The 13281-nt window shown below is 46.8% G+C and carries 15 protein-coding genes; 13 read left to right on the forward strand and 2 right to left on the reverse strand.

Translation table 11 applies throughout. The annotated features are described in order from the left end of the window. Nucleotides 1-4 precede the first annotated feature (4 nt). Genes lgt through BV11031_RS22130 form a run of 4 tightly spaced genes read left to right on the forward strand, consistent with a single transcriptional unit; the run spans nucleotide 5 to nucleotide 2945 of the window. Nucleotides 5-814 (forward strand): prolipoprotein diacylglyceryl transferase, encoded by an 810-nt coding sequence (gene lgt, locus BV11031_RS22115; protein ID WP_010328730.1) that lies wholly within the window; start codon nucleotides 5-7, stop codon nucleotides 812-814. 23 nt (nucleotides 815-837) lie between these two features. After that, nucleotides 838-1776 (forward strand): nucleoside recognition domain-containing protein, encoded by a 939-nt coding sequence (locus tag BV11031_RS22120; protein WP_010328729.1) that lies wholly within the window; start codon nucleotides 838-840, stop codon nucleotides 1774-1776. Then, nucleotides 1773-2423, forward strand: coding sequence for a pyrophosphatase PpaX (ppaX, locus tag BV11031_RS22125; protein WP_010328728.1), 651 nt, complete (start codon nucleotides 1773-1775; stop codon nucleotides 2421-2423). The genes BV11031_RS22120 and ppaX overlap by 4 nt, the downstream gene beginning before the upstream one ends. 3 nt (nucleotides 2424-2426) lie before the next feature. Then, nucleotides 2427-2945, forward strand: coding sequence for an acyltransferase (locus tag BV11031_RS22130; protein ID WP_010328727.1), 519 nt, complete (start codon nucleotides 2427-2429; stop codon nucleotides 2943-2945). A gap of 23 nt (nucleotides 2946-2968) precedes the next feature. Here the strand turns inward: BV11031_RS22130 and pelC are convergent, their stop codons facing one another. Continuing rightward, a complete protein-coding gene (gene pelC / locus BV11031_RS22135) occupies nucleotides 2969-3634 on the reverse strand; it encodes a pectate/pectin lyase PelC (RefSeq protein WP_010328726.1) in 666 nt (221 codons plus the stop codon). A 240-nt stretch (nucleotides 3635-3874) separates the two neighbouring features. Continuing rightward, complete coding sequence (locus tag BV11031_RS22140; protein WP_010328725.1) at nucleotides 3875-4624, reverse strand: C39 family peptidase; 750 nt, start codon at nucleotides 4622-4624, stop codon at nucleotides 3875-3877. A gap of 237 nt (nucleotides 4625-4861) precedes the next feature. Here BV11031_RS22140 and BV11031_RS22145 point away from each other — a divergent pair, with 237 nt between their 5' ends. The 9 genes from BV11031_RS22145 (at nucleotide 4862) to BV11031_RS22185 (ending at nucleotide 13231) form a co-directional block, all read left to right on the forward strand. Next, a complete protein-coding gene (locus BV11031_RS22145) occupies nucleotides 4862-6037 on the forward strand; it encodes an ATP phosphoribosyltransferase regulatory subunit (protein WP_010328724.1) in 1176 nt (391 codons plus the stop codon). Then, nucleotides 6030-6671: an ATP phosphoribosyltransferase gene (hisG, locus tag BV11031_RS22150; protein WP_010328723.1), complete on the forward strand. Its 642-nt coding sequence runs from the start codon at nucleotides 6030-6032 to the stop codon at nucleotides 6669-6671. The genes BV11031_RS22145 and hisG overlap by 8 nt, the downstream gene beginning before the upstream one ends. After that, nucleotides 6668-7951 (forward strand): histidinol dehydrogenase, encoded by a 1284-nt coding sequence (gene hisD, locus BV11031_RS22155; RefSeq protein WP_010328722.1) that lies wholly within the window; start codon nucleotides 6668-6670, stop codon nucleotides 7949-7951. Before hisG ends, hisD begins: the two co-directional genes overlap by 4 nt. Beyond that, nucleotides 7948-8532, forward strand: coding sequence for an imidazoleglycerol-phosphate dehydratase HisB (gene hisB / locus BV11031_RS22160; protein WP_010328721.1), 585 nt, complete (start codon nucleotides 7948-7950; stop codon nucleotides 8530-8532). Before hisD ends, hisB begins: the two co-directional genes overlap by 4 nt. Next, on the forward strand, nucleotides 8533-9171 hold the full coding sequence (gene hisH / locus BV11031_RS22165) for an imidazole glycerol phosphate synthase subunit HisH (protein WP_010328720.1): 639 nt from the start codon (nucleotides 8533-8535) through the stop codon (nucleotides 9169-9171). It abuts the gene before it with no gap. After that, a complete protein-coding gene (gene hisA / locus BV11031_RS22170; protein ID WP_010328719.1) occupies nucleotides 9168-9905 on the forward strand; it encodes a 1-(5-phosphoribosyl)-5-[(5-phosphoribosylamino)methylideneamino]imidazole-4-carboxamide isomerase in 738 nt (245 codons plus the stop codon). Before hisH ends, hisA begins: the two co-directional genes overlap by 4 nt. Continuing rightward, complete coding sequence (gene hisF / locus BV11031_RS22175; protein ID WP_010328718.1) at nucleotides 9902-10660, forward strand: imidazole glycerol phosphate synthase subunit HisF; 759 nt, start codon at nucleotides 9902-9904, stop codon at nucleotides 10658-10660. The genes hisA and hisF overlap by 4 nt, the downstream gene beginning before the upstream one ends. Beyond that, nucleotides 10657-11280 (forward strand): bifunctional phosphoribosyl-AMP cyclohydrolase/phosphoribosyl-ATP diphosphatase HisIE, encoded by a 624-nt coding sequence (hisIE, locus tag BV11031_RS22180; RefSeq protein WP_010328717.1) that lies wholly within the window; start codon nucleotides 10657-10659, stop codon nucleotides 11278-11280. The genes hisF and hisIE overlap by 4 nt, the downstream gene beginning before the upstream one ends. 286 nt (nucleotides 11281-11566) lie before the next feature. Continuing rightward, on the forward strand, nucleotides 11567-13231 hold the full coding sequence (locus BV11031_RS22185) for a DUF2339 domain-containing protein (protein ID WP_010328716.1): 1665 nt from the start codon (nucleotides 11567-11569) through the stop codon (nucleotides 13229-13231). Nucleotides 13232-13281: the final 50 nt, after the last annotated feature.

A 13281-nucleotide genomic window follows, 5' to 3' on the forward strand; every position in this document is an offset into this window, starting at 1 on the left:
TTAAATGAATGAAGCGATAGAACCGCTCAATCCGATAGCTTTTCAGCTGGGGCCGTTAGCCGTCCATTGGTACGGAATTATTATCGGTCTCGGTGCTTTGCTTGGACTTTGGATCGCGATGAGAGAAAGTGAGAAACTGGGGCTGCAAAAAGATACGTTTATTGATCTTGTCCTGTTTGCCATTCCGATTGCGATTATTTGCGCCCGAATTTATTACGTTGCATTTGAATGGGATTATTATGCGGCACATCCGGGAGAAATCATTAAGATTTGGAAGGGCGGCATTGCCATTCATGGCGGATTAATCGGGGCGATTTTAACAGGTTATGTGTTTTCGAGGGTGAAAAACCTTTCGTTCTGGAAGCTTGCGGACATTGCCGCACCGAGCATTTTACTCGGCCAGGCGATCGGCCGCTGGGGAAACTTCATGAATCAGGAGGCACACGGCGAGGCAGTCAGCCGAGCCTTTTTAGAAAGCCTGCATCTGCCTGACTTTATCATCAATCAGATGTATATTAACGGACAATACTATCACCCTACTTTCTTATATGAATCACTATGGAGCTTTGTCGGCGTCGTTGTTTTGCTGCTCCTGCGCAAAGCAAATTTGCGCAGAGGCGAGATGTTCTTGATCTATATCATCTGGTATTCAATCGGAAGATACTTTATTGAAGGAATGCGGACTGACAGCTTAATGCTGACTGAGGCACTTCGCATCGCTCAGGTGATTTCAATCGTATTGATTGTTTTGGCTGTGGCGGCCATCATCTTCAGACGCGCCAAGGGTTATTCGAAGGAGCGGTACACGGAGTAGACGTCAATAAAGGGGGATGAGGGATGAAGAAGATCTTTCTGGCCGGTCTGGCGGCAGGTCTTCAAACAACATGGACACTCGGCAAAGTCATTTTCCCGGTAACACTATTGGTTACATTGCTTCAGCATACGCCTGTCATGGATTGGCTGGTACGGCTGATCACACCGGTTATGGGCCTGTTCGGGCTTTCTGGAGAAGCAGCCATTCCGCTTGTGCTGGGGAATATGCTGAATCTGTATGCCGGCATTGCCGGGATTTTGACATTGGATTTATCTGTGAAGGAAGTTTTTATTTTAGCTGTGATGCTGTCATTCTGCCATAACTTGATTATCGAATCGACAGTGGCCGCAAAGGTTGGCATCAGAATTGGCGTCATATTGGCGGTGCGCATCGGTTTGGCCGCTGTCTCAGCGATCGTCATTAACCTGATTTGGCATGGCGGACAGGAAACCGCGCAGTACGGTTTTATCACCGCGAAGAGCGCGGCTCCTGACGGCTGGCTGGCAATGCTTGCCGAGGCTTTAATGAAAGCCGGGCTCGGTGTTTTGCAGCTGGCGGCCATTGTGATCCCGCTGATGATCATCATTCAGCTTTTAAGAGATTTAGGCTGGCTGCACCGTTTTTCCAGATGGCTGTCTCCGTTTACGCAGCTGCTTGGCATGAATAAAAATACGTCCATGACGATGGTGGCAGGACTGACGATCGGTTTGGCCTACGGAGCGGGTGTCATGATCAAAGCTGTTGAGGATGACGGCGTGAGCAGGCGGGATATGACATTGGCATTTATTTTTCTCGTTGCTTGCCACGCGGTCGTGGAAGATACACTCGTCTTTATTCCGCTCGGCATACCGGTCTGGCCTCTTCTTCTGATACGTGTCACCACCGCGGTGCTCTTGACAATGGCTATTGCGCACACATGGAAAAAGTGGAAACCCTCAGCGGTTGGAAAGGAAGCAATATGAGTGACAAACAAGTAACGACGATTCTGTTTGATTTAGACGGAACCCTTATTAATACGAACGAATTAATTATCGCGTCCTTTTTGCATACACTGGAGCATTATTATCCGAGCAAGTATAAACGAGAAGACGTACTCGCGTTTATCGGGCCGTCTCTTTATGACACATTCTCCTCGATGGACGCTGATCAATGCGATGATATGATCGCCATGTACAGAGCATACAATCACGACATGCACGATTCACTTGTGACTGAATATGAAACCGTGTATGAAACCTTAGATGCATTGAAAAAAGCCGGGTTTAACTTAGGGATTGTAACAACAAAATTAAGGGATACTGTCAATATGGGCCTCAAGCTGACGGGCATCGGCGAGTTCTTTGAAACGGTCGTCACCCTCGATGATGTGACACATGCAAAGCCTGATCCCGAGCCGGTTCTGTTAGCGCTCAAACAGCTTGGAAGCGAGCCGGCGGAAGCTATGATGGTCGGTGATAATTACCATGATGTGCTGGCAGGAAAAAACGCCGGAACAAAAACGGCTGGAGTGGCATGGACGATTAAAGGGCCGGAAATGCTTGCGAAGCATGAGCCTGATTATATGCTTGACAAAATGAGTGATCTATTACAAATCGTTGGAGTGAAGTAATCTGTGAGAAAAACAGATCGTCATCCGGTCTCAGGAGCTAACTCACTATGGCATGTCTATCAAACGGTCCCTTTTTTAAAGGTTGTCAAAAATTTCATTGTCATTCAAATGGCGAGATATACACCGTTTATAGGGATGAAAAACTGGCTGTACCGTACGTTTCTGCGGATGGAGATTGGGAAGCAGACATCGTTTGCCTTGATGGTGATGCCGGATATTATGTTTCCGGAAAAGATCATAGTCGGAACAAATTCAATCATCGGGTACAATACGACCATTTTGGCCCATGAGTATTTGATTCAAGAATACCGGATCGGCAAAGTCCTGATCGGAGACGAAGTGATGATCGGCGCCAACACGACCATTTTGCCCGGGGTGGAAATAGGCGATGGCGCAGTGGTTTCCGCCGGAACGCTTGTCCATAAAGATGTGCCTGCCGGCGCGTTTGTCGGAGGAAACCCGATGCGGATCATCTATACGAAGGAAGAAATGAAAGAAAGAATGAAAAGGTCCGCTGAATAAACATTAGCGGGCCTTTTTTTATATTAAAATGGAGTATTGTTATTTTCATAAATATGCTGAACGCCAATCCATTTCTGGCCGACATTGGAGTAGCGTGTATTTGTCATTCTGACCGTGCTTGTTTTGCTGTCTGTCCGGAAGATCGCTTCTTTCATATTCGTGATGGTGCACTTGTCAATGATCACATCAACGTGGAAGGTTGAACCGCCAAGCTGTCTAATGAATTTACCGCCATTGTCCGCCGTGAAGTTTTTCACTGTAAATGTGCTGGCTTTATTGATTTGGAAAATCTTATCCGACGCTTTTTGGGCGGAGCCGCCATCGATGGTCACTTTTCCTTCTTTCTTCACCGTTAACGCATCCTCGCCCACATCTTCCCACTTTACATTCTGAATGTTAACGTTTCCATAAGTGTGCACGCCATCAGCAGCAGGTGCGCCGAGCACCACATTTTTCAGAGTTGCTCCATCCTCCACACGAAAAACAGGTTTTTGGTTTTCGGACTGGCTTCCGTCACCTAATTCTTTCCCTGCTACAAACCGCTGTCCCTTCCCGTCATATGTTGTATTTTTTGGCACAATAATTGTTTCATGAACCACTTTGTCAGCTGCAAAAGCAGTTGATGACTGAAACTGGCTGAAACCGATAACCAAACTGAACATAAATAGGATAGACACGATTTTTTTCAATGATAAAATCCTCCCCGGATATCAATAAATTTTGTAAGAGAAGCCTCAGCGTCTTGCACCGGCTTCTCTCACATAGATCGGGGCAAGGCTGAATCTGCTTTAATCATAAAAACAGACAGCCTGAAAGTAAAGATATTTTTGGATATTAAATGGAAAATGAATCGATATTACCGATTGAAACAAAAAGCATGAATATTGTCGTGTTTGCTCAGGGTAGAGCATAGTGGGGTGTTCAGCTGTTTACTTTTGGATAACGATGGCCTGGCTGCCCATTTGTTCCCACGCGTTTTCAAAACTGGTTCTGTCCGTTTTTCTGTTTTTATAGCCATACGGATCATTGAGATAGACATATTTTTCATCATAGCCCGTAACGGCGACACTGTGGACACTGAACGTGATATCAATTGTTCCATTTGGTGTTTTCCATGTCTGCATGTTGTCAACTGGCGCCAAGCTGGCGGTCGTAATGACCCAAACAGGATTGCCCTTCTCCAGTTGTTGATAGACTGCAGAAATGCTTTTTCCAGTCAGGTCAGACACTTTGTCTCCGGCATAGGTTTTTGCTAATTGATAGATCGGTCCGTGGTAGACACCGAGACCGGGGCCATTCGCCATATCCCCGACAAATCCGTCATTCGGATCCCCTTTTAATCCGCTGCTATATGTCAAAGGCACTGTGGCAATCTGGTTTGCCAATGTGTTTTTTGTCACGTCATATCCCGCGTAATTCAGCACCATCGCAAGGCTTGTTACTTCACAACCATTATAGAGCCGAGGGGCGTCCATTTGATTGTAAAGCACGACATTCAGCGGTTCCGCGCTTCCTTGCAGCTCGTTTTCGCTATTTGCAGCTGTTTCCGAGCCTTCTTCAGCTTCTCTTTTAATGCTATTGAAAAAAGGGATATCTATATCTTTTGCATATATTTTGAGTCCGAAAAAAATAACGCCTGATAGAATGATCAGGACACATAGAGTTCGCAGTGTTTTCATCTGTATCTCCTTGTTCTCTATTTGATTTGTATTATAGCATGCCAAACATAAAGAATTTAAGATATGACACACCTTTAATGATTTGTTCATGTTTTTTTCATAATGAGGAGGAGGACATCTGAGCAAAAAAGTTAAGCATTGATTTTCATTCTTTCATCTGCTAACATATTATCATATTAGCGAACTAAAGGATTCGGAATTTTCCTTCAAACGATGACAACGGAGGTGCTTGGGTTGATGTTTATGTTTGAAAAACCGCACGGTATGAGAGATACACTGCCGGGTTTATACGAGACGAAAAAAAAGGTGAGACAATCGTTAACCGATTTGATTGATAAATGGGGATACCGGTTTATGGAAACACCGACATTGGAATTTTACGATACCGTTGGCGTGCAGTCAGCGATTGAAGAACAGCAGCTGTTTAAGCTTCTTGACCAGGACGGCAAGACATTGGTGCTTCGCCCTGATATGACAGGGCCGATTGCTAGGGTGGCGGGATCTAAGCTTCTAAAACACGATCATCCGCTCAGAGTCGGTTATGCGGCAAATGTATTCAGGGCTCAGGAACGGGAAGGCGGACGTCCCGCCGAGTTCGAGCAGGTCGGAGTGGAATTAATCGGTGACGGGACGACAAGCGCGGATGCGGAGGTCATTGCCTTAGCCGTCGGTGCATTAAAAAGCGCCGGGCTGTCTTCCTTTAAAATTGCTATCGGCCACGCCGGTATAGCGGATGCCTTGTTTGTTGAGGTGCTCGGAAACGTTGAACGCGCTGATGTGCTGCGGAGGTTTTTATATGAGAAGAACTACGTTGGCTACAGAGAACATGTCAAATCTCTCCCGCTTTCCTCCATTGATAAAAGCAGGCTGCTTGAGCTGCTTGAATTGCGGGGCGGCATAGAAGTATGCGGACGTGCTGAGAACCTCGTTGATTCTGCGCAAGGAACAAGCGTGATTGATGAACTCAAAGCGCTGTGGGACATACTTGAGGATTATGGATGTACGGAAAATGTCCGTCTGGATCTGAATATGGTCAGCCATATGAGCTATTACACGGGAATTCTATTTGAAGTGTACGCGGAAAATGTCGGCTTTGTCATTGGAAGCGGCGGCCGTTATAACAAGCTCTTAGGCTATTTTGATTCACCCGCGCCGGCGACAGGCTTCGGACTTCGGATCGACCGGCTGATTGAAGCGCTTCATATGAAAGAAGAAGCTTGTGAAATCAACGCTGTTATTTTCAGCAAAGAGCAGCGGGTGCAAGCCATCGCTTATGCGAATGAAGAACGCATGAAAGGGAATAAAGTGGTGCTTCAGGATTTATCGGGAATCGAAAATATCGATCAGATGACAAAATCTTTTGCGAACGTCACCTATTTTATCGGTGCCAGAAAGGAAGAGCAAAATGGGTAAGTTACTCACAATGGCGATGCCAAAGGGCCGGATATTTGAAGAAGCGGCAGTGCTGCTTCGGCAGGCGGGCTATAAGCTCCCAGAGGAGTTTGAAGATTCGAGAAAACTGATCATCGATGTGCCGGAGGAAAATCTCCGTTTTATATTGGCTAAGCCGATGGACGTAACCACATATGTGGAGCATGGTGTGGCTGACGTCGGAATTGCGGGCAAGGATGTCATGCTGGAGGAGGAGCGCGATGTGTATGAGGTGCTCGATTTGAAGATCAGCAAATGCCACTTGGCAGTCGCCGGACTTCCGAATACAGACTGGAGCGGCGTAGCCCCAAGAATCGCGACAAAGTATCCGAATGTAGCTTCCGGTTATTTTAGAGAGCAGGGAGAACAAGTCGAAATCATCAAGCTCAACGGTTCAATTGAGCTGGCTCCGCTCATCGGGCTTGCAGACCGCATTGTGGACATCGTTTCCACCGGACAGACGCTAAAGGAAAACGGACTTGTTGAAACGGAGCACATTTGTGATATTACGTCCCGCTTTATCGTCAACCCGGTAAGCTACCGGATGAAAGACGATGTGATTGACGAAATGGCCTCCCGCTTATCTCTCGTTGTGGAAGGAGAAACGGCAAAATGAAGATCAAAACCATCAGCGGCGCAGACCGGCTTTCTCTCAAACGGTCCATAGATGCCGGAACGGAAGAGCAAAGAAAAGCGGTCCGAACCATTATTGAAGCTGTCAAAGCAAACGGTGATCAGGCGGTCCGCACATATACGGCGAGATTTGACGGCATCGAACTAGACAGCCCGCTAGTCACGAAAGAAGAAATTGAAGAAGCGTATACCTTGCTGGATTCACAGCTGCTTCAGGTGATGAGGCAGGCAATTGAAAATATAAGGGACTATCACGAAAGACAGCTGCAATCCTCATGGTTTTATCACAGAAAAGACGGCTCAATGCTGGGGCAGAAAGTAACGGCGCTTGATTCCGCCGGCGTATATGTGCCGGGGGGGACGGCGGCATATCCATCATCTGTTTTGATGAATGTCATCCCGGCGCTGACAGCAGGTGTGGAAAGAATCGTCCTTGTAACGCCTCCGGGAAAAGACGGGAAGCTGTCTCCCGGGGTTTTAGTTGCCGCTTCCGAGCTAGGCATAAAAGACATTTACAAAATGGGCGGCGCTCAGGCGATTGCGGCGCTGGCGTACGGAACCGAAACCATTGCGCCGGTGGATAAAATTACAGGTCCGGGAAATATTTATGTCGCGCTTGCCAAACGAGAGGTGTTCGGTGATGTCGATATTGATATGATTGCCGGACCGAGTGAAATCGTCGTGCTGGCTGATGATACTGCGATTCCGGGCGAAATCGCGGCCGACCTGCTGTCACAGGCGGAACACGATAAGCTTAGTTCATGTGTGTGTGTCACAGATTCCCTAGCGTTGGCCGAGGCGGTTTCAGCCGAGGTAAGCGAGCAGCTGAAAACGTTGCCGCGAAGAGAAATCGCGGAAGCCTCAATAAGTGATTACGGTTGTATCTATGTAGCGGAAACAATGGGTGAAGCGATTGACACGGTCAATACGCTCGCACCGGAGCATTTAGAAATCCTCACCCAGTCTCCCGAAGCGTTGCTCGGCAGAATCAAACATGCGGGAGCGATCTTCTTAGGCAGATACAGCCCTGAGCCTGTCGGCGATTATTTTGCCGGACCGAATCATGTGCTTCCGACAAACGGAACAGCCAGATTTTCAAGTCCATTAAGCGTAACGGATTTTCAAAAGAAATCGAGCATCATTTCTTACAGCCAAACGGCTTTTGAAGAACATGCCGAAAGCATTGCGGCTTTTGCCAGACTTGAAGGGTTAGAAGCCCATGCCAGATCAATTGAAGCGAGAGAACGGAGGAATTCAAAATGAGAAAAGCACAACGCGCCAGAAAAACAAACGAAACAGATATTGAGCTGGCATTTGCATTAGACGGCGAGGGGCAAGCGGATATCAAAACAGACGTGCCGTTTATGACGCATATGCTGGATTTATTCACGAAACACGGACAATTCGATCTCTCCATTCACGCAAAAGGCGATGTTGATATAGATGATCACCACACGACTGAAGATATCGGCATCTGTTTAGGGCAGGCGCTGCTCGAAGCCTTGGGCGATAAAAAAGGAATCAAGCGCTATGGATCAGCGTTTGTGCCAATGGATGAGGCGCTTGCCCAAGTCGTCATAGATCTAAGCAATCGACCGCACTTGGAAATGCGCGCGAACTTCCCTGCGGCTAAAGTCGGGACCTTTGATACGGAGCTTGTACATGAATTTTTGTGGAAGCTGGCGCTTGAAGCGCGGATGAACCTGCACGTCATCGTTCATTACGGCACAAACACCCACCACATAATTGAAGCTGTTTTTAAAGCGCTGGGGCGTGCGCTTGATGAAGCGACTACGATCGATCCGCGTGTTAAAGGGATACCATCAACGAAAGGGATGCTGTAAATGATCGGCGTGATAGATTACGGAATGGGCAATTTATACAGTGTCTCAAAGGCGCTTGAGCGTGTCGGCGTGCCGTACTTTGTTTCTGAAAAGCCGAAGGAGCTGAAAGAAGCCGATGCCTTCATTTTGCCCGGAGTCGGTTCATTCGGAGACGCGATGGTCAATTTGCGCAACGCGAAGCTCGATCAATTGATTCACGATATGGTTTCAGAGGGAAGACTGCTTCTCGGGATCTGCCTCGGCATGCAGCTTTTATTTGACCAAAGCGAAGAAAACGGGAGCGCGTCAGGCCTTGGGCTGTTAAAAGGAAAAGCAGTCAGACTGAAAACAGAAGATAAGGAAAGAAACAAACTGAAGGTTCCGCATATGGGCTGGAATCGCCTTTCTTTTCATAACGAATCTCCGCTGCTGGCCGAAACAGAAGAAGGCTATGCTTATTTCGTGCATTCGTATTACATCGAGGGGATGGAGGGGGACGCGCTTCTGGCAAGCGCTGATTATGGTGTGCGAGTGCCCGCTGTCGTCGGAAAAGGAAATGTCTTCGGCGCCCAATTTCATCCGGAAAAAAGCAGCACAGTCGGAATGTCCATCCTAACCCAATTCACGAAAATGGCAGCAGAAATGAAGGTGAAAAAATGAGTACTTTTACATTATATCCGGCAATTGATATGAGAAACGGCAAATGTGTCCGTCTCGTCCAAGGAGATTATAATAAGGAAACCATTTACGGCGATTCACCGTACGATATGGCCGCGTTATTTGCGAGTGAGGGTGCCGAATGGATCCACCTCGTTGATCTCGACGGAGCCAAAGAAGGGAAAAGAGTGAATGACCGCCATGTGATTGAGATTGCGCAAAAGCTGAACCTGAAAGTCGAAATCGGCGGCGGAATTCGATCTGAAAATGACGTCTATGAATATTTATCGGCAGGAGTCGATCGAGTGATCCTGGGAAGCTCAGCTGTTTCTAACCCTCCGTTTGTCAAAAAAATGCTGAAACAATATGGCGGAAACATCGCAATCGGCCTGGATGCGAGAAACGGTTTTGTTTCAACTGAAGGATGGCTGGAAACATCAACCCTTAAAGCAGCTGAACTCGGCAAAGAGCTTGCCAATGAAGGAGCGGAGGTCTTTATTTTTACTGACATCGCGACAGACGGGATGCTGTCAGGCCCCAATATTGAAAGCACGGTCGAGCTTGCGAAGGAAACGGGGAAATCGGTGATTGCTTCCGGCGGCGTCAGCTCCGTCGAGGATCTCGAAGCCCTCGCCCGCTACCAGGAGGACGGCGTCTCTGGAGCGATCATCGGAAAAGCGCTGTATACCAATCAGTTTACACTCAGCGAGGCGTTTGAAAGGATGAAGCGCAAATGATCACAAAACGGATTATTCCATGTCTTGATGTCAAAGAAGGACGCGTTGTCAAAGGAATTCAATTTCTCGAATTAAAGGATGCCGGTGACCCAGTTGAGCTGGCGGAAGTGTACGGCCAGGAAGGGGCGGATGAACTCGTTTTTCTTGATATCTCCGCCTCGCATGAAGGGCGCAAAACGATGGTTGACGTTGTGGAGCAGGTTGCCGCGAAGCTTGCGATCCCGTTTACAGTCGGCGGCGGCATCAACCAGCTCAGCGATATGAAAACGATTCTGCGTGCCGGCGCGGATAAAGTTTCTGTGAACACAGCAGCTGTTCTCCGGCCTGAGCTGATTACAGAAGGAGCCGAGTTTTTCGGTTCACAATGCATCGTTCTTGCCATCGATGCCAAGTATGACCAAGAATCCGGCACATATAAGGTCTACACGCACGGCGGCAGAAAGAAAACAGACTGGGAAGTCACCGCATGGGCAACAGAAGGCGTCAAACGCGGAGCAGGAGAAATATTGCTGACAAGCATGGACTCCGACGGTGAAAAAAAAGGCTTTGACCACAGGCTGACAAGGCTTGTTTCTGAAGCTGTCCCCGTACCTGTTATCGCCTCGGGCGGAGCGGGGAACGGACAGCATATGCTTGAGGCTTTTACAAAAGGAGAAGCCGACGCCGCGCTGGCCGCTTCTATTTTTCATTATAAAGAAACATCGATTAAAGAAGTGAAATCATACTTAAAAGAGCACGGGGTGAATGTGAGATGAAACAGGCAGATGAACTGCGTTTTAACGAGGATGGATTAATTCCCGCCATCGTGCAAGATGCGGCAAGTAAAGAAGTGCTGACCCTTGCCTATATGAACAAGGAATCGTACGAAAAAACGCTGGAAACGAAAGAAACATGGTTTTACAGCCGTTCGCGCCAAGAGTTATGGCATAAAGGAGAAACCTCAGGCAACACGCAAGCCGTTAAGGGCATCCGATATGACTGCGACCAAGACGCATTGATCGTACTCGTAGAGCCATCCGGCCCGGCATGCCACACAGGCAGCTACAGCTGTTTTACAAAGGAACAATCAGAAGAACAGGCTGCGGGACGATTTGACATCATGAACGAACTGGAACGCGTGATCGCGGAGCGGCAAGCGGAAATGCCTGAGGGAGCATACACCACTTATCTTTTCCGTGAAGGTGTCGATAAAATTCTGAAAAAAGTCGGTGAAGAAGCATCCGAGGTGATCATTGCCGCGAAAAACCGAGACCGCGAGGAACTCAAATGGGAAGCGGCAGACTTGCTGTATCACCTGCTTGTCTTGCTCAGAGAACAAGCTCTGCCGCTGGATGATGTGCTTGATGTGTTGAAGAAACGCCATACTGAAAAGTAAGAGGAGTGGAGCTGTTCATTAGCAGCTCCCTTTTTATGCATCTTTACGCCTGATCCATTTGTCGTGTTTCGGTAAATAAAGTGTAAAAAAGCACTGCTCACAAAAAATAGACATCAAAAAACCAATCGAATTCCCTATTCATCGAAAATTTTCCATGATGTAACATAACTAAGGATGAAAATCCCTGTTGGATAGCAGGTCTTTAGCATGATTTTGTGGAAACCGGTAAGGAGAGCAAAAAAAGGCATATCATGAAAAAGGAAGTACATTCGAAAATGGGGAGAGAATGGTGAACGAAAAAATTGATGAACTGAACAAAAGAGTTGGACGTTTGGAACAAGAACTGGCCAATGTCAAAAAAGAGATCGCATATCTCACGGCAGGCAAGCAAGAACAAGTTATAGCCAAAACGGTAGAACATCCAAAAATCAACAAAGAAACCGAAGTGCCAAAACAAACAACGGCTCCGTCAAAAGAGCGCCGCACTTTAGAAAACATAGCAGGAAATTGGCTTCCGAAAATCTTTATTTTTGTTTTTCTTCTTGGCATGATTTGGGCGTTTGCGGCAGCTGCTGAAAAAGGCTGGGTCAACACATATATGAGGGTGGCGGCAGGGCTCATGGTCTCCATTGTGCTATATGTTCTCGGCAGCAGGCAATATAAGAAAAATGCCAGTGTGCTGGGCGTCTCATTATTGGCGGGCAGTAACATTGTCTACATCGTTTCTTTATTTGCGGGGAACATGCTGTACCAGATGATCCCGACCCCGCTTACAGTGATCCTTCTTGCTGCAGGCGTTGCGGGCGGTGTGTACATATCAAGAAAATATCGGTCACAAGCACTCATTGCGATTATCGGCGCAGGTGTTTACTTGTATCCGTTTTTATTTGGCGGGGAACAAGGAAACGAATACATTTTTTATGTATATGAGTCATTGGTTTTCGCAGGCTTAATGTATGAGACAGTCAAACAAAAGTACAGCGTGGCGTGGAATATAGCAAACTATGCATTTATATTAGCGATTTTTGCTTTCTTATCATTTACCGATGCACAGGTATCGGTTTGGACACTTACTGTCTTTACGATGCAGCAGGCGATCATGATCTTCTCGGCCTTACGATCGCACATCCCATTTCAAAAAGCTGTCTACCTCACAGCTGTTTCAATCGGAGCTTTTGTCGTTTTCATTACAGGGTTTGTCCTGTATCTAAAAAACGATACAGCGTTATACGCCTTTTATACTGTTGCTTTTGTCATTTACCTATTGTTAAGTTTATGGAAAAGAAAAGATTTAGTCGAAATCACACATACGTTTTTTCTCATTTCTATGATTTATTTTAATGTATTAGCAGCGGATGCATTAGATGAAAATGAAATTTGGCTGTACATCATGTTTACGTTGCAAGGAATCATGATGTGTTACGTGTCATACCGCAAAAAAAGCTGGCTGATCGGCATTGCCGGAGTGATTGTCGTTTTACAGGCATCGTGCGGCCTCATGCAATACCCGGCACGCTCATTACACTTTCTCAGCGTGGTCTCTTGGCTGCTGCTGATCAGCTCACTATTTGCTGCCTATCTGTATTCGAAAAACATACAAAATAAACAAATCACGATTGTTGTTTCGTACGCTGTTTCCTTCCTGATGCTTGTATTCTTCAGCAAATTATCCATATGGATGACGGATAAGATTGACGGCGTATCCAATCATGTAGGAGTATCCCTGTCTTGGTTTATATTTGTCATCGTGATGTATGCTGTTTATTACGCAACCAAAGACAAGACATGGAACCGAATCGGGCTTGTATTTTTATTTATGACACTGGCCAAAATGATTTTAATAGATTCTGCTTCGATAGATATTGTTTGGAGAGCGGTCTTATTCATCTTGTTAGGGGTCATCGGGCTGTTTATATCCAGAATATTTTATTCGAAAAAAGAGAAGCTATAATGCCTGGCCACGACTGCCGAGAGAACTCGGCGGTCTTTTGTTCGTTTGAT

Origin of the sequence: Bacillus vallismortis, from assembly GCF_004116955.1 — a bacterium.
Classification (GTDB): Bacteria; Bacillota; Bacilli; order Bacillales; family Bacillaceae; genus Bacillus; species Bacillus vallismortis.